Raw genomic sequence first — 16,773 nt, 5'->3', positions numbered from 1 at the left:
ATGCCGATTAACAAAGATCTCAAAAAAATCCTGGTGATTGGTTCAGGTCCAATCGTCATCGGTCAAGCGGCCGAGTTCGACTATGCCGGTACACAAGCATGCCAGGCACTGAAAGAAGAAGGCGTGGAAGTTGTACTCATCAACAGCAACCCGGCTACGATCATGACGGATACCAACATGGCTGACAAAGTATACATCGAGCCAATCACACTGGATTTTGTAACGCAAATTATTCGTCAGGAACGTCCAGACGGTTTGCTGCCTACCCTTGGTGGTCAAACAGGTCTGAACATGGCTGTGGAACTGGCACGTGCCGGTGTGCTTGAACGTGAGAATGTTAAACTACTCGGAACTCAGCTCACTTCCATTGAGAAAGCGGAAGACCGTGACTTGTTCCGTGATCTGATGCGCGAGCTGGAACAGCCTGTACCTGAGAGTGTAATCGTAACTACACTTGAGGAATCACTTGATTTTGCGAATGAGATTGGTTATCCAATCATCGTCCGTCCAGCTTACACGCTTGGCGGAACAGGCGGCGGAATCTGTGCCAACGAAGAAGAACTGCGTGAGACAGTCGTAGCAGGTATTCGGTATAGCCCGATCGGTCAATGTCTGGTTGAGAAGAGCATCGCAGGCATGAAAGAAGTCGAGTATGAGGTTATGCGGGACAAAAACGATAACTGTATCGTAGTCTGCAACATGGAAAACTTTGACCCGGTAGGTGTTCATACAGGTGACAGTATCGTTGTAGCACCAAGCCAGACGTTGTCTGACCGGGAATATCAAATGCTGCGCTCAGCTTCCCTGAAAATTATCCGTGCCCTCAACATTGAAGGTGGATGTAACGTACAGTTTGCGCTTGATCCGCACAGCTTCCAATACTATGTTATCGAAGTTAACCCACGGGTAAGCCGTTCTTCGGCACTAGCTTCCAAAGCAACGGGATATCCAATTGCTAAGATGGCTGCCAAAATTGCCATGGGTTACACACTGGACGAAATCGTGAATCCGGTAACGGGCCAAACATATGCATGCTTTGAGCCAACACTGGACTATATCGTGAGCAAAATCCCACGCTGGCCGTTTGACAAGTTTATCTCAGCGAACCGCAAACTGGGTACACAGATGAAAGCAACAGGCGAAGTTATGGCGATTGGCCGTACATTCGAAGAGTCAATTCATAAAGCTGTTCGTTCCCTGGAAATCGGCGTACACCGTCTGTATCTGAAAGATGCCGAAACCCTTGATGAAGAAACGCTGAATGAGCGTCTGGTCAAAGCCGACGATGAGCGTATCTTCCTGATCGCTGAAGCATTCCGCAGAGGGTATACATTGCAACAGCTTCAAGATCTGACGAAGATTGACTGGTGGTTCCTGGATAAACTCGAAGGGCTGATCCGCTTCGAAGATCGCATTCGTGAGGAATCCGAATTGTCCTCCGAAACCTTGTATCAAGCGAAGCGTCTTGGCTTCACAGACCGTGCCATTGCTGAGTTACGTGCTGAAGGTCAACCAGGAGGTACGCTAACGAAAGAAGCTGAAATCAGAGCACGTCGTGAAGAGGAAAACCTTCGCCCAGTCTACAAAATGGTAGATACATGTGCAGCTGAGTTTGAAGCAACAACGCCATATTACTACTCTACTTACGAAACTGAGAATGAAGTCATTCCTTCAGATAAGAAAAAAGTAGTTGTGCTTGGTTCCGGTCCAATCCGGATAGGTCAAGGGATTGAGTTTGACTACTCAACAGTACACGCAGTATGGGCTCTGCAAAAAGCAGGCTATGAAGCAGTTATCATCAATAACAACCCGGAGACCGTGTCTACGGACTTTAATACATCAGATCGCTTGTACTTTGAACCTCTGTTCTTCGAAGATGTAATGAACGTTATCGAACAGGAACAGCCTGTAGGTGTTATCGTACAGTTTGGTGGCCAAACGGCAATCAACCTGGCAGCACCACTGCGTGCCGCTGGTGTAACGATTCTCGGAACAGATCTGGAGAACATTGATGAGGCAGAGGATCGCAAGAAGTTCGAGCGTTTGCTCTCCCGTCTGGAAATTGCACAACCAAAAGGAAAAACAGTCATTTCAGTAGATGATGCGGTTGAAACGGCTCAAAGTCTGGGCTACCCGGTACTGGTTCGTCCTTCCTATGTACTCGGCGGTCGTGCGATGGAGATTGTATACTCCGATGCAGAATTGCTGACATATATGGAGCAGGCGGTTAAAATCAATCCGGAGCATCCGGTCCTGATCGACCGTTACATGATGGGTAAAGAGGTTGAGGTTGACGCGATCTGTGATGGTGAAACGGTATTGATTCCGGGAATCATGGAGCATATCGAGCGCGCGGGGGTTCACTCCGGTGACTCCATCGCGGTTTATCCGCCACAACACCTGTCCCAGGATCTCAAAGAGAAAATTGTAGAGATTACAATCAAGATTGCAAAAGAACTGAAAACGATCGGTTTGGTTAACATCCAGTTTGTTATCCATAAGGGTGAAGTGTACATCATCGAGGTGAACCCGCGTTCATCCCGTACAGTACCTTTCCTGAGCAAAGTAACCAACATTCCGATGGCGAACTTGGCAACACAAGCCATTCTGGGCGTGAAGCTGAAAGACCTCGGATATGTGGACGGTCTGTGGCCTGAATCGGATCATGTTTCCGTAAAAGTTCCGGTCTTCTCCTTCGCGAAGCTGCGTCGTGTGGAACCAACGCTTGGACCTGAGATGAAATCCACAGGTGAGGTTATGGGTCGTGACCCGAATTACGCTAAAGCGTTGTTCAAAGGTCTCATCGGTGCAGGCATGAAGATCCCAGCCACCGGAGCAATCGTGGTAACGGTAGCCGACAAAGACAAAGAGGAAGCTGTTCCACTGCTTGAAGGTTTCTATAGACTGGGATACAAAATCATGGCTACCGGAGGTACGGCAGCTGCGCTTGAAGCAGCGAACATTCCGGTGACGACGGTGAACAAATTAAGTGAAGGTTCGCCGAACATTCTCGATATGATTCGCAGCGGCGAAGCAAACTTTGTGTTCAACACGCTGACCAAGGGCAAAACCCCGCAGCGTGACGGATTCCGTATTCGTCGTGAGGCGGTAGAGAACGGCATTGTATGTATGACTTCACTGGATACGATCCGTGCCCTGTTGATCATGCTGCAAACGATCAACTTCTCCTCTGAGGCTATGCCAGCTCTTGTACAATAAATAAGACGATTTGTCACTGATCAAGGACATCAGTCAGCCTTCGGGCTGGCGGGATGTCCTTTATATCGGGCAAAAACGGAAAAATCAAGCTTTTGGAAGGAGCGCTGGAATATGAATCACCCGAATTTCAACGAAATGGCTGGCCGTCTGATGGTGGCACTCGATTATCCCGGAGCAGAGCAAGCACAGGAATTGGTACAAGCCTTAGAAGGCATTCCCTGTTATCTGAAGGTGGGCATGCAGCTCTTTTACGCCGCTGGCCCGGACTTCATTCGCGAGCTGAAGTCGAAGGGGTACTCGGTATTCCTTGACGTGAAGATGCATGATATTCCAAACACGGTTCGTGGGGGTGCTGAAAGCATCACCCGTCTGGGAGTGGATATGTTCAATGTGCATGCGGCTGGAGGTACAAGCATGATGCGTGCTGCCCGTGAAGGTGCAGAGGCGGCTCTGGCTGCTGATCCTTCTCTTCGCAGACCTGAGATTATTGCGGTTACCCAGCTGACCAGTACCAGTCAGGAAACGATGAATACCGAGATCGGCATCCAGGGCAGCGTTGAGGCAGCAGTAGTCCGTTATGCAGGATTGGCCCATGAGGCAGGTCTCGATGGCGTCGTTGCTTCCCCGCTGGAAGTACCGGCGATCCGCGCAGCCTGTGGCAGTGATTTTCACACGGTCACACCAGGCATTCGTCCAGCAGGAAGTGGCCTCGGAGACCAGACTCGTGTCCTGACGCCAGGTGAAGCCATTACCAGAGGCAGCCATTACATTGTTGTAGGCAGACCAATTACGGGCGCTCCCAATCCGCGTGAAGCGGCAGAAACCATTTTGAAGGAGATGTTGAACGCATGATCGAACTTACAGAGATTCCCAACCATATCGCTTCCCAATTGTTGAAAATTAAAGCAGTGGCGCTGCGTCCGCAGCAGCCATTTACCTGGACATCCGGCATCAAATCACCAATCTATTGTGATAACCGTCTAACGATGTCTTATCCCGAGATTCGTAACGACATTGCTGAAGCTTTTGCTGCGATCATTCGTGATCAATACCCCGATGCAGAGGTCATTGCAGGTACAGCAACCGCGGGTATCCCACATGCTGCCTGGGTGGCGCAAAAGCTGAATCTGCCGATGGCTTACATTCGTGATAAAGCTAAAGGACATGGCAAAGAGAACCTGATTGAAGGTCTGATCACCGAGGGACAGAAGGTTGTTGTCATCGAAGACCTGATCTCGACAGGTGGAAGTTCAATCAAAGCCGCTGAAGCAGTACGCGTAGCCGGGGCGACTCCACTGGTAGTACTGGCGATTTTCAGCTATCAGCTCGACAAAGGAATTAAGGCATTTGAAGAAGCGGGAATTCCGCTGCAAACTCTGTCCAATTACACAGCTTTGATGGATGTGGCTTTGGCTGAGGGTACAATCCAGGAAAGTGATTTTGAATTGCTCAAATCCTGGCGTGAAGATCCTTCTTCATTTGGTAAATAATATCATTCGCACCGGATTGAAAGGTTTGCTTGTGAACGGTATCAAAATTGTAATGATTGCCGCCGTAGAGGCAAATTCATCGAATATTCAAGAGGCATCCCGCTCGTTGGGGTGCTTTTTTTGTTTGTTCATCAAAATATTAACTTTTTCACGGGAACGTTGTAAAAAGCTTGTAACTTTTAGTTGTGATCCGTCGTTTATAATGCAGTGTAGTATGGAATAGATTTCTATTTTTAGTGTCTTGATGAAGTGAAAGGGATATGAAGAAAGGATGAGCGTGATTGCTGGCATGAAGAATTTATTTTCCAAAATCAGACCTGCCAAGAGCCAGTCAGGCGAGAACAGTGCGGTCGGACAAACGGAGTATAAGGAACCAGTCGGGCAGGAGGAGTCGGCATACATAAGTGAACCGCAGAATACATCCATCGACCCGCACGACATAACCAGCGAAACAAGCCAGGGGGAGGTTGCGGTTGCAGCAGCTGAACCTGAAGCGAAATTCAAGTCCTCCAAGAAGGATCTGTTGCCTCCATATGACGGGCCTGTATTGGAAGTTCGCAATGTTCATCGCAGTTTCCAGACGGGTAGCCGTATTATTCATGTGCTCAAAGGTATCGATATGGAGGTGAACCCGCAACAGCTGGTGATGTTGAAAGGGCGGTCAGGCTCAGGGAAAACGACACTGCTCAATATGTTGGGTGGGCTGGATCAGCCATCAAGTGGCGATATTCTGTTCTCCGGCCAGCCTCTTCAGGATTGGGGCGACCGGCGGCGAACCGCTTTGCGGCGCAGAGAAATTGGTTTTATTTTTCAGGCGTATGCACTGATGCCCTTGTTGTCTGCCTGGGAAAATGTAGAGCTGTCGCTGCGAATGGCGGACGTGCCGCGTTCGGAATGGAAGGATCGGGTAGGTCATTGTCTGGATCTGGTCGGACTAACCAAACGGGTCAAGCACCGTCCATTCGAGATGTCCGGGGGAGAGCAGCAGCGGGTGGCCATCGCCAAGGCGATAGCCCACAGACCGAGATTATTGCTCGCGGATGAGCCGACAGCTGAACTCGATTCCAAAATGGGAGCACAGGTTATGGCTGTATTTCGCAATATTATTGAAGTTGAACAAGTAACGATCTGTATGACTACACACGATCCTACGATTTTGGAGGTTGCGGACCATGTTTATGAAATGGCGGACGGCAGATTTATCAAGTAAAGGGGCCGCTCCGAAGAGGGGGAAACGCGCGGCGCTTATTGTGCTTAGTGCGATAGTGGCTGCAACGATGTCCGGCTGCTCTTTGCTGCCGGCTGAAACAGAGGAGGAAGTACTTCCGCCAATTACACCGCCAACGATCTCCAAGAAGCCGGAATATGAAGTTCGGACGGAGACGCTGGAGAAGAAAGTAAGCGGAAGCGGCAAGATGATGAGCCAGCGGGAAGAAAAGGTGTATTTTACGCTGGACGGTATGCATATCAAAGAGTTGAATGTAAAACCAGGGGATAAAGTGAAAAAAGGTCAACTTCTCGCTGTTCTTGATGTAGAGAGTGTGGAGAAGGAAATCCGGGCCAAAAACCTGCAGATTCGCAAATCGGAAGTGCAAATGAAGGAGACGCTTCGCAAACGGGATGAGATGGACCCGGTAGAGTTCGAAGAGTCCACGATTGCCTTTGAAGAGCTTCGTCAGGAACTCGCCGATCTGGAGGATCAGTTGGGTAAAGCCACTTTGACGGCTCCATTCGGTGGAACAATCATTGCTGTGCAGGTGGAGAAGGGCGCGGCTGTCAAAGCTTATGACCCGATTGCGACCATAGCAGATACATCCAACCTGGTTGTCGCAGCTACGTTTGCCAAGGAAGATCTGGAAAAGTTCTCGGCTGGCATGAAGGCGGATGTGGACATTAATGGCGCAGGCAAAGTGGCTGGCAAAGTTAAGGTGATGCCTGTTGCCCAAGCATCGGGAAGTGGAAGTGGTACCGGCGGAGGTTCAGGTGAAGGCGGAACGCCTCCAGCAAAAGAAAGCTTGGATCAATATGTGATCGTCTCGCTTGCGAAAATGCCGAAGGGTGTTGAACGCGGTACACCTCTAACGGTGTCAATTGTTACACAGCGTACAGAGAACGCGATTGTCATTCCAGTATCTGCTCTGCGCTCCATCGGTTCAAGAACGTACGTGCAAGTGGTGGAGAGTGATGGAAGCAAGCGTGAAGTGGACGTAGAAGTCGGGCAGCAGACATCCACGGATGTGGAGATTCTGAAAGGTCTGACCGTTGGACAGAAAGTAGTGGGCCGCTAATGGGGCTGCCATTGCTTCGACTGTTGTTCCGCAAAATGTGGAACACTCGCTGGATGACGTTCAGCACACTGATCGGACTGATTGTGGCGGTAGCGTTCACCGTTAGTATTCCGATGTATGCCGATGGTGCGCTGAAGCGGGTCGTGGCCCAGACGCTGCAGGATAACAGTGAGGGACTGCCAGCCGGCTCGTTGCTCATGAGTTACCAGGCACCTGGTGGTGTGAAGACAGACACACGTGGCCTGGAAGAGGTGGATCGATATATTCGCGAGGATGTGCCGCGTGACATCGGTTTTCCTTTTCATACGTATGTGAACTCCCGTTCCATCCGCAGCACAGAGGTGAACCCGGAAGACCCAACGAAAGTGGATGCCAGCCGGGTCCGCAGCATGAGTCTGGGTACGATGACAGGCCTGGATGCACAGGTTAATTATTCTGCGGGAGTGAAGCCGGGCAACCAGGTCAAGGACGATACGATTGAAGCGGTCATGCTCGAAGAGGGTATGTATCGTAACGATCTGCATATCGGAGATGTTCTGGAATATCCGATTTACAGCGGTCTCGATATTACGTTGCGTGTGAAGATTATAGGTTCTTTCAAAGCCGATGATCCTAGCAGCCCGTATTGGGTACAGGGATTTGACGGTATGATGAATGGACTATATGTGGATGAATCGGTATTTAATAATGTTTTGTTAAAGGAAAAAGGGATCCCTCTTCAGAATTCACGTTGGTATTATGCATTTGATCTGAAAGAGATTCAAACGAGCCAGCTCTCGGGATTGACCTCTGTGCTGGAAAGGCTGGATATCGATCTGTATCAGCGGTTGAAGGACACGAAAGTGGACATCACCTTCGGGGATCTGCTGAAACAATTCCGCAGTCAGAGTCTGCAATTGCAGACCATGCTGTTCACGCTGGCAGCACCGATGATTGCGATGGTCTTTTATTTTATTGCCATGAATGCCAGACAGTCGTTACAGAAGCAGGAAAGTGACATCGCGGTTCTGCGCAGTCGGGGAGCTTCTGCCCGGCAGATATTCTCTCTTTATCTGCTTGAAGGTATATTCCTGGGAGCGATTTCTCTTGTCATCGGACCGTTTCTTGGATGGTTTATGGCGAAAAGCATCGGTTCAGCGAGCGGATTCCTGTCGTTTGTGGATCGGAAATCCATTCCAATTGGAATATCAAAGGAAGCCATCCTGCTTGGTCTTATCGCCGTGTTGGTGGCAATCATAGCTTCGCTCATTCCGGCAGTAACTTATGCGCGGGCGACGATTGTGTCGGCTAAGCGGCGGCAAGCGCGTACGGACCGTGCACCAGTATGGCAGCGCTGGTTCCTGGATATTGGGCTCCTGGGTCTCGCCGGATATGGATACTACTTGTTCTATGAACGGCAAATGTTGACGTTCCAGACCGGAATGACGACAGATCAGCTTCAGGTGCAGCCGTTTCTGTTCTTTGTACCGGCACTCGCGATCTTTGCACTGGGACTGTTCTTCTTACGGTTGTTCCCGTGGATTTTGAAGCTGATTCAGCTGATCGGGCGTAAGTTTCTCCCAGTTCCACTGTATCTGACACTGACGCAGCTTTCGCGTTCATCATCTTCTTACTATCCCTTGATGATCCTGCTTGTATTGACACTTGGACTTGGTGTGTATAACTCGGCAGCGGCTCGTACCATTGATCTGAACTCAACCGAGCGCACGTTATACCGCTATGGATCGGATGTTATTATGCAGACGGTATGGGAAGGCACACCTGAGGTTAAGCCAACAGGTTCCGGACAAAACGGAGGTTCAGGCGGTGGACAGGGTGGAGGAAACGGTAGCGGTGGTTCTGGAGGCGGGGGTAACGGCGGTGGAGGTGGATCAGGTGGTGGCGGTGGTACTTCACAACCCACGAAGATGATCTATTCCGAGCCACCTTTTGAAGTGTTCCGCAGCCTGAATGGTGTCGAACATGCAGCGAGAGTGCTGCAAACGAAAGGCAATATTATTGTCTCTGGCAAATCAGGTGGACAGGGAATGCTGGTGGGTATCGACAATGTGGATTTTGCCCAAGTGGCGTGGTTCCGCAACGATCTGTTCCCGGCTCATCCTTATAGGTACCTTGACTTGCTTGGAAAATATGAAGGGGCCGTATTGATCTCTTCCAAATTTGCAGACAAATTCAAGCTCAAAACCGGAGACCTCGTCTCCATTGGTGTACAGGGCCAGGCGATTGAATTTGTGGTCTTTGGCATTATGCCTTACTGGCCTGCCCAGTACCCGGATCAGATGCCGTTTTTCATTGCCAATCTGGATTATATCTATGATCAGGTGCCTCTGATTCCATATGAGGTCTGGCTGAAAATGGAGCCGGATGCCAAAGTCGCTCCTTTGATGGAGAAACTTGCAGCTGAAGGCATTGAATTATCGTCTGTGCGCGATGTGCGTACAGAGCTGGTATCACAGGGCAAACATCCATCAAGGGGCGGGGTGTTCGGCATACTGAGTCTCGGATTCCTTGTGTCGGTGATTATTTCCCTAATCGGATACATTCTGTACTGGTTCTTCAATCTATCCGGGCGTGTAGTACAGTTCGGTGTCCTGCGGGCGATGGGGTTATCCAGGGCGCAATTGAGCGGTATGCTGCTGTTGGAGCAGGTGTTCACGGCGGGTCTGTCCATCATTCTCGGTATTGGCATTGGTCAGGTATCCAGCCGTCTGTTCTTGCCCTTCCTGCAAACGACAGATAATGTGTCCGCACAGGTACCTCCGTTCCGAATTGTATTTGAAGAGAAAGATATGCTGCAACTGTACGGTGTGACCGTGGTTATGCTGATCATTGGAGCAACGATGCTGCTGTGGCAAATTCGCAGGCTGCGTGTTCACCAGGCAGTCAAAATGGGAGAGGAGAGGTAAACGTGATCCAATGCGAAGGACTTGTCAAAATTTTTAAATCCAGCGATGTGGAAGTCGTTGCCCTTCAAGGTCTCAATCTGACTGTCAATCAAGGTGAAATGATGGCCATTATCGGTAACAGTGGTAGTGGTAAATCCACATTGCTCAACATTCTGGGTGGACTTGATCGTCCAACTGCTGGTACAGCCGTTGTCGGGGATTGGGATTTGTTGAAAATGACAGATGCCCAATTGGTGGAGTACAAACGACATACTGTAGGGTTCATTTGGCAAAATAACGGCCGTAATCTGCTGCCATACCTCACAGCACTGGAAAACGTGGAAACGCCCATGATTTTGGGAGGCAAGCGCGATCGTGCCTATGCCATGCAGCTGCTGGAGTGGGTTGGACTGAAGGATCGGATGCACAACAAGCTGCATCAATTATCCGGTGGTGAGCAGCAGCGGGTGGCGATTGCCATCTCGCTATCAAATCGCCCCAAGCTGCTGCTTGCCGATGAGCCAACAGGTTCGGTGGATTCAGAGACATGTGATACCATCATGGGCATTTTTCGCAAAATGAACAAGGAGCTCGGGGTCACGATTGTGATTGTTACTCATGATCTAACCCTTGCTGGTAAGGTGGACCGGATCGTGGCGATTCGGGACGGCTTGACCAGCACCGAGTTTGTGAAACGCAATCCGAATCTGGATGACGAACATGGCTTATCGGAGGCAGGAGCCCCGGATATTCATGAAGCTTTTGTCATTATTGACCGTGCGGGACGACTTCAGGTGCCCAAGGAGTATCTGGAGGCGCTGTCCATTGATAATCGTGCCACATTGGAATTTGACGGTGAACGTATTGTCATTACACCGCCAAGATAATTTTAGAGGGGGAATTGGGAGATGAAGAACAGGTTTTGGGGAAAACGAGTGCTTGCCGTGCTGGCTACAGCCAGTCTGGCATTGCCGCTTCTTGCGGGTTGTACAGCGAGTGAGTCCAAGGATAACGAGCAGCGTGTACTGCGTGTAGCGACATTATGGGGGGGCCAGGATGACAGCTATTTCCGTCAGCAGTTTACCGATGCTTTTGAATTGACACATCCAAATATAACGATCGAAGTTGTACCAGCGGTAGATCAGGGCAGCATGTATGGGTATGGTAACCAGGAAGAGCAACAGGACATCCCGGATACGATGGAAAGCTTGAAGAAGATTATGACAGGGGATAACCCGGTAGACATCATCGTGGCGGATACGGCGACAGTCAAGTCGTTAATTCAGGAAAACATGGTGAAACAACTGGACCCACTGATGCAGGAAGACAAGTTTGATACTACGGATATTGTGCCAAGTGTTCTCGAAGGAATCAAGGATTTGGGAGATCAGAGCATCTACGCTTTGACGCCAACATTTTCCTCTTCAGCTTTGTTCTATAACAAGGGTATGTTTGAAAAAGCAGGCGTGGAGCCTCCAACGGATAACATGACTTGGGATGATATTTTCAACCTGGGTACACGTCTTACCAAAGGTGAAGGAAAAGACCATGTATTTGGTTTCTCTTTCAGTACCTATCAAGGCGGTTCTCCATACTATACGATGTCGCAGTATTATAACTCTTTGCAGCTGAAAATTTTTGATGACAAAGCGGAGAAAATGACTGTAGATTCTCCTCAGTGGGAGAAAGTATGGAGCACGATAAGCAAGCTCGCCTTAGATAAAGTCATCCCTAAAGGTGACGAACCGCAGGATAATCAGGATGAGAGTGGACGTTATAATCCGCTTCAGGGTGATCTGTTCCTGAGTAGCAAAACAGCCATGGTGATTGGAGATTACAGTTACATTAATCAATTGATTGATGCCAATAAAAATGCGGATAAAATGAAAGATTTTACGAAGGTAGACTGGGATGTTGTCACTCCTCCAGTTCATCCAGAGGCTCCTGAAATTGGAGGCAATATTTATCTGAGCAACCTTATGGCCATTAATAGTTCAGCTCAGAACCCTGATGATGCGTGGGAATTGATCAAGTATATGAACAGTGAAGATTGGGCGAAGATCAAAGCTCGCAGCAGTTATGAGATGGTTTCACGGAAGAGCTTCATTAAACCGAAGGATGGTTTGGATTACAACATTCAGGCGTTCTATACATTGAAACCTGTACCTCCGACTAATACGAACTTGGATAAAATGTATCAAAAAATGCCGAACCTGTGGCAAGTAAGTGATAAGGGTATGGAATACTTCAATCAAGTTCTTGCGAACAAAAAAACACCAAAAGAAGCGCTTGGTGAATGGGCAGCCAAAGGGAACGAGATGCTGGAGAAATTGAAAAAGAACCCTAAAGCCACATTTCAATAAAAGTTAGATGATCTTGTAATAAAATCATAGATGCAGCCGCTGGAGATTTATATCTTCGGCGGCTATTTTTATGAAATTGGGGTATTCTACAAAAGTAGGGATAAATGATGACTTCAAGAAAGGACGAGTGGAATGCACTGGGTATATTTCAGCAAATTGTATGCAACCAAATTTCAGGCAGGGTGTCTTGCAAAACGGATGGAGCAGGATGGGTGGATTTATGGCCATAACGAGCCGGCTGAAGTGGAAGTATATCGTTCAAAAAAGGGAAGATATGGCGTACGCTTTATCCCCTAAACATTACCCCTTGACTTAATGGGGAGGTATGGTGTATATTAATTAAGTCGCTGTTTTAATATTTCTTACTGACGCGGGGTGGAGCAGCCCGGTAGCTCGTCGGGCTCATAACCCGAAGGCCGCAGGTTCAAATCCTGCCCCCGCAATTTAGTTTTACTGGATGATTCACAGCCATCATCTGAACGTTATACATTTTTGTTCAGGGCCCTTAGCTCAGTTGGTTAGAGCGGTCGGCTCATAACCGATTGGTCACAGGTTCGAGTCCTGTAGGGCCCATTCTCTCAAAACCCTTGCGTAGCAGGGGTTTTTTTCTGTCTTCATGTAAGATAGAAAAGTCAGGATTATTTTATTTATAATAATTCCAGTAACTTCTAATAATGTGTTATCCTATAAAAAACACGAAGGAAGGATGACAACTTAAAATTATGAATGGTGCTAATGCTGTTGGTTTTGCAGGGATTTTAACTATATTTATTTTCATTGGTTTGGTAGGTCTGATTTTATATGCTGTGTTTTCAATGGCAATAAAAAGGTCTGGTTTACGGGTTTAAAGCAAGAGATTCGATTGTTAAAAGAGAGAATGGAGAAAAACGATCATAAACTCGATTAGCCATTCTAAAAAGAAGAATTTCCAAAGTTGAAGATTGTATATTTCAATCAGAATGAAACAGCTAATTTGCAAAATTTGAAAGATAAACGATAGAGGCACTGCCGTAGCAAATACGGGCAGTGTCTTTTTCATATGCCCTTTTTTCTAAATATCTGTGTCTGTCCATGCCATATTACAAATCTCACATATACTATCATATTCCAAACCATAGGAGGTAGATTTCATGAGTCAATTTATTGATGCGAGAACGTCGCAGAATGCAAGTTTGGCGAACTCCATTGCAATACCGATCCTTGTTATTAATACGCCACAATTATTTGGTCAGATCGGACTTGTAACTACTGCGGGTATTGGTGCCAATCCGCGGGTGCAATTCAAAGGAACCGTTTCAGTTCAACTTCCCTTGGCCCTCGCAGGAATAACGATAACGATTGTCAGAGGAACTTTGGCAACGGATCCTGTCATCTATTCTGCAACTTCTACGTTCAGCTTGAGCGTACTGGCTCCTCAAATCATTACGTTCTCTGCGGATGATTTCAATCCACCAATCACACCTCAATTAACGTACACTGCATTCGTCAGCTCTAACTTGCTCGGTACGATTCGTGTAGGTCCAGAGAACTTTGATGGAGTCTTGTATTCGGACTAAACTTTGAGCGCCCTTGCCAACAGTTCGTTATAAATGGAGCATAAATGTATGAACGAATATGGCCTACCTTGAGAAAGGTAGGTTTTTTCTATTTTACAGGAGTGCGGTTTAGCACTTCATTGGATCAGGCATCGTTTATGATATAATGCGTTAGAGATTAAGGGAACGGTCTATGAGAGCATCGAATTGTTAATGCGAAAAGTCGATGAAATTATGAATGGAAAGCAGGTTTTCAACCAATGATGCAAAACGAAGGACAGCGATTCCGCTTCAGTGAAGCTCCGGTATGGGACTGGCAGCGGGCATACTATGAACAGAAAGGACTGCACGCTTGGACCGAGAATCAGGTTCCGCAATATATTACGAGTAATCCCATGATTGCAACGGCGTATGCCGAGATGATTTTTGGTTTTCTTCAAGATCTCGCCAGCAAAGGAAAGACGGCCGAGGCGGTGACCATTCTGGAACTTGGAGCGGGCGTAGGCCGATTGGCTCACCAAATTCTGCTCAAACTGACAGAGTTGAAAGATTTTGCAGGCGTGGAACTGCCTGCTTTTCGATATGTAATGACCGATCTGGTCGAAGATAATGTATTGGGCTGGAGAGAGCATCCGTCTATGCAATCCTTTATTGACCAAGGAATACTGGATTTTGCACGTTTTGATGCGATACAGGACACTGAGTTGAATCTGGTAGTGGCGGATACTGTTATTCGACCAGGCGATCTGAAGCAACCTTTGCTGTTGATTGCCAATTACTTTTTTGACAGCATTCCACAGGAATTAATTTATGTTGGTGAGGGCGAGATATATGAGTGTGACGTACTCGTCCAATCTCCAAAATCTCCTCTTCATTCGGAGCCTGCCGAGTTACTGCAAAACATGATACTGAGTTATGAATACCGCCGTGCACCTGAGTACAGTGCAGAAGACTATCCGTATCAAGGGCTTATCGCTCTGTACAAGGAAGAGTTGGAGGATTCGCACATTATGTTCCCGGCAATTGGTCTGTCCTGTCTCGAACGATTAAACAAGTTATCAGAGTCGGGATATGTGTTGATTACTGCGGACAAAGGGGACCATCGACTGGACAACTGGAAGTTTGCCGAGCCGCCTGAATTCGTACTTCATGGGAGTTTTTCTTTAACGGCGAATTATCATGCCATTCAATATGTATTGGAAGGGCAAGGAGCCCACACTCGCTTTACAACACATCATTATAAGGATCTGAACGTTGGATGTATGTTGATGGTGGACGAACCGTTAGGGTACGTGAACACACGGTTGGCGTATCACCGATTTGTTGAACGTTTTGGACCCGATGATTTCTTTAGTATGAAAGAATGGATGGATCATCAGGTAGAGCGAATGGAACTGAAGCAGATTATACCGTTCTGGCGTCTGGGCGGATATGATGCTGAGTTTTTGATTCATAGTGCCAACCGAATTTCGAACCTTCTACCGGATGCAAGCGACGAGGAAATGCTTGATATTCAGTCTGGGATTCACATCATGTGGTCTTCATATTATGAAATGGAGCGGCTAGGAGATGTGGCGTTCCTTGTAGGTCAGTTGTTATATGGGATGTACATGTATGAGGACGCCAAGCGATTTCTGGAGCTGTCGTTAGATGCTGATTCGAGTAAACAGGACTCAGCGGTGCTGTACGACTTGGCCGTGTGTTGTTATGAACTTGAACTGGAAGAAGAAACACTGGATTACACGCGGAAAGTACTGGCTTTGGAACCTGATCATGAAGAGGCAATGGATTTGCTGAAAAGCTTCGAATGACTATAAAGATTGAAACTTACTTCTCTTCATCGTATTATTAGGATGATCACACAAAAATTTCCTGTATACGGAAGAGGAGATGAGTACATGAAGAAGATTCTGACCATTTTGCTTTATCCACTTGCGGCGGTTGTGGGAGCGTTAGGCACGAATTCAGCTGCGGCTGGCGATATGGTACTTTTTGCGAAAGATATAGCTACAGATCGAGGTTATGACGGGCAGGAGATTTATGATAGAATTGAACACAGAAACTCCTAACTACATATCATTTAAACTGTAAAAAAGTAATTGTTGGACGGAGCGATATGCCAAAGACAATTACTCTTGAAGCGAAGTGCGATGAGCAGGGAATCCTGCCTGTACAGTAGCCTTTAAGCCGGTTTCATACCTGATACAGGTATGAAACCGGCTTTTATTCATGAATGGGGGATAAACGATGAAGATTATTATTGGACAACCCAGGTTGGAACAACAATTGCTGCAACTGGAAGCGGAATTGAAACAACATCCAGAAGTGGATGTGTTACTCTTTCCTGAGGGCTACTTGAATCAGAACGTGCAAGAGGCTAGCCGTCTGGCGGCTGTATATGGAACGATGATTGTGTCGGGTCATCGCAGGTTGGATGAACGTCCCAAGGACCGTGCGATCATCATTAACAAAGCTGGGGAGACTGTATTGGAGAAAGCCAAGTATACCGCTGCTGAGGTCGTTAAGGAACAGGACTGGACCATAAGCACATTGTTATGTGACGAACTGGTGCTGCAAGGATTTCGCAATGAGAATATTGGTAGAGTGGATATCATTATGCATTCCATTGGTGTGGGGATGTTCAGCGAAGAGCAGTATATAGAGTGGATTGAAGAAGCACGGCGGATAGCGATACAAAATCAATGCATTGTTATGGGGACCAGCCATGCCGATGGCTCGTATCGTGACAGTGAAATTTCAATACCAATCGCCTATTGTATTGCCCCGGATGGTCAAGTGGTCTTGGTGTCCAGAAACGATACGCGTACTCGTTTGATTGTCCTGGAGAAGCAAAATACAGCAGACCTCTCTCGTGAAGTATCAGGAAATCATGTGAACATTCAAGTCATTCCTTTGGCATCATTCAACTGACAGAATACACAATGATTGGGCCGGTTAGCTTGCCGTATAGCCCGGTCATTCTTATTCGAATC

The 16,773-nt window shown here is 47.7% G+C and carries 14 protein-coding genes and 2 tRNA genes; all 16 read left to right on the top strand.

The window, feature by feature from the left end; genetic code table 11:
- The gene (carB, locus tag G3352_RS07180) at window positions 1-3,219 is read left to right on the top strand and encodes a carbamoyl-phosphate synthase large subunit (protein WP_163755287.1); all 3,219 of its coding nucleotides are present in this window, start codon (window positions 1-3) and stop codon (window positions 3,217-3,219) included.
- A gap of 111 nt (window positions 3,220-3,330) precedes the next feature.
- Complete coding sequence (gene pyrF, locus G3352_RS07175) at window positions 3,331-4,071, top strand: orotidine-5'-phosphate decarboxylase (protein WP_163755278.1); 741 nt, start codon at window positions 3,331-3,333, stop codon at window positions 4,069-4,071.
- On the top strand, window positions 4,068-4,709 hold the full coding sequence (gene pyrE / locus G3352_RS07170; RefSeq protein ID WP_099858483.1) for an orotate phosphoribosyltransferase: 642 nt from the start codon (window positions 4,068-4,070) through the stop codon (window positions 4,707-4,709). The genes pyrF and pyrE overlap by 4 nt, the downstream gene beginning before the upstream one ends.
- Window positions 4,710-4,998: 289 nt before the next feature.
- A complete protein-coding gene (locus tag G3352_RS07165; protein ID WP_240342970.1) occupies window positions 4,999-5,919 on the top strand; it encodes an ABC transporter ATP-binding protein in 921 nt (306 codons plus the stop codon).
- Window positions 5,882-6,997 (top strand): efflux RND transporter periplasmic adaptor subunit, encoded by a 1,116-nt coding sequence (locus tag G3352_RS07160; protein WP_099858485.1) that lies wholly within the window; start codon window positions 5,882-5,884, stop codon window positions 6,995-6,997. Before G3352_RS07165 ends, G3352_RS07160 begins: the two co-directional genes overlap by 38 nt.
- Window positions 6,997-9,903: an ABC transporter permease gene (locus G3352_RS07155; RefSeq protein WP_163755276.1), complete on the top strand. Its 2,907-nt coding sequence runs from the start codon at window positions 6,997-6,999 to the stop codon at window positions 9,901-9,903. Before G3352_RS07160 ends, G3352_RS07155 begins: the two co-directional genes overlap by 1 nt.
- A 2-nt stretch (window positions 9,904-9,905) precedes the next feature.
- On the top strand, window positions 9,906-10,769 hold the full coding sequence (locus G3352_RS07150) for an ABC transporter ATP-binding protein (RefSeq protein ID WP_063567873.1): 864 nt from the start codon (window positions 9,906-9,908) through the stop codon (window positions 10,767-10,769).
- Between the two features lie 21 nt (window positions 10,770-10,790).
- A complete protein-coding gene (locus G3352_RS07145) occupies window positions 10,791-12,245 on the top strand; it encodes an ABC transporter substrate-binding protein (protein WP_163755274.1) in 1,455 nt (484 codons plus the stop codon).
- Between the two features lie 132 nt (window positions 12,246-12,377).
- Entirely contained in the window at window positions 12,378-12,542 is a 165-nt protein-coding gene (locus tag G3352_RS30850) for a hypothetical protein (protein ID WP_167666091.1), read from the top strand.
- A gap of 72 nt (window positions 12,543-12,614) precedes the next feature.
- Window positions 12,615-12,688 (top strand) — tRNA-Met (locus G3352_RS07140).
- A 56-nt stretch (window positions 12,689-12,744) separates the two neighbouring features.
- Window positions 12,745-12,818: transfer RNA gene (locus G3352_RS07135), tRNA-Ile, on the top strand.
- Window positions 12,819-12,967: 149 nt separating this feature from the next.
- Window positions 12,968-13,093, top strand: coding sequence for a hypothetical protein (locus G3352_RS31400; RefSeq protein ID WP_275898413.1), 126 nt, complete (start codon window positions 12,968-12,970; stop codon window positions 13,091-13,093).
- Between the two features lie 282 nt (window positions 13,094-13,375).
- Complete coding sequence (locus G3352_RS07130; protein ID WP_163755272.1) at window positions 13,376-13,801, top strand: hypothetical protein; 426 nt, start codon at window positions 13,376-13,378, stop codon at window positions 13,799-13,801.
- Window positions 13,802-14,040: 239 nt separating this feature from the next.
- A complete protein-coding gene (locus G3352_RS07125; RefSeq protein ID WP_163755271.1) occupies window positions 14,041-15,591 on the top strand; it encodes a tetratricopeptide repeat protein in 1,551 nt (516 codons plus the stop codon).
- An 87-nt stretch (window positions 15,592-15,678) separates the two neighbouring features.
- Window positions 15,679-15,849, top strand: coding sequence for a hypothetical protein (locus G3352_RS07120; protein ID WP_163755268.1), 171 nt, complete (start codon window positions 15,679-15,681; stop codon window positions 15,847-15,849).
- A 178-nt stretch (window positions 15,850-16,027) separates the two neighbouring features.
- Window positions 16,028-16,711, top strand: a complete 684-nt coding sequence (locus G3352_RS07115) for a hypothetical protein (protein WP_205524743.1) — start codon at window positions 16,028-16,030, stop codon at window positions 16,709-16,711.
- Window positions 16,712-16,773: the final 62 nt, after the last annotated feature.

Origin of the sequence: Paenibacillus sp. ALJ109b (assembly GCF_010747435.1) — a bacterium.
Taxonomy (GTDB): domain Bacteria; phylum Bacillota; class Bacilli; order Paenibacillales; family Paenibacillaceae; genus Paenibacillus; species Paenibacillus taichungensis.
This window is presented reverse-complemented; position numbering and strand designations above follow the sequence as displayed.

Coding starts and splice junctions, on each gene's coding strand:
- pyrF (WP_163755278.1), top strand. CDS start 3,331: ATGAATCACCCGAATTTCAACGAAATGGCTGGCCGTCTGATGGTGGCA.
- G3352_RS31400 (WP_275898413.1), top strand. CDS start 12,968: ATGAATGGTGCTAATGCTGTTGGTTTTGCAGGGATTTTAACTATATTT.
- G3352_RS30850 (WP_167666091.1), top strand. CDS start 12,378: ATGCACTGGGTATATTTCAGCAAATTGTATGCAACCAAATTTCAGGCA.
- G3352_RS07125 (WP_163755271.1), top strand. CDS start 14,041: ATGATGCAAAACGAAGGACAGCGATTCCGCTTCAGTGAAGCTCCGGTA.
- G3352_RS07160 (WP_099858485.1), top strand. CDS start 5,882: ATGTTTATGAAATGGCGGACGGCAGATTTATCAAGTAAAGGGGCCGCT.
- G3352_RS07165 (WP_240342970.1), top strand. CDS start 4,999: ATGAAGAATTTATTTTCCAAAATCAGACCTGCCAAGAGCCAGTCAGGC.
- G3352_RS07145 (WP_163755274.1), top strand. CDS start 10,791: ATGAAGAACAGGTTTTGGGGAAAACGAGTGCTTGCCGTGCTGGCTACA.
- G3352_RS07115 (WP_205524743.1), top strand. CDS start 16,028: ATGAAGATTATTATTGGACAACCCAGGTTGGAACAACAATTGCTGCAA.
- G3352_RS07130 (WP_163755272.1), top strand. CDS start 13,376: ATGAGTCAATTTATTGATGCGAGAACGTCGCAGAATGCAAGTTTGGCG.
- G3352_RS07120 (WP_163755268.1), top strand. CDS start 15,679: ATGAAGAAGATTCTGACCATTTTGCTTTATCCACTTGCGGCGGTTGTG.
- pyrE (WP_099858483.1), top strand. CDS start 4,068: ATGATCGAACTTACAGAGATTCCCAACCATATCGCTTCCCAATTGTTG.
- carB (WP_163755287.1), top strand. CDS start 1: ATGCCGATTAACAAAGATCTCAAAAAAATCCTGGTGATTGGTTCAGGT.
- G3352_RS07155 (WP_163755276.1), top strand. CDS start 6,997: ATGGGGCTGCCATTGCTTCGACTGTTGTTCCGCAAAATGTGGAACACT.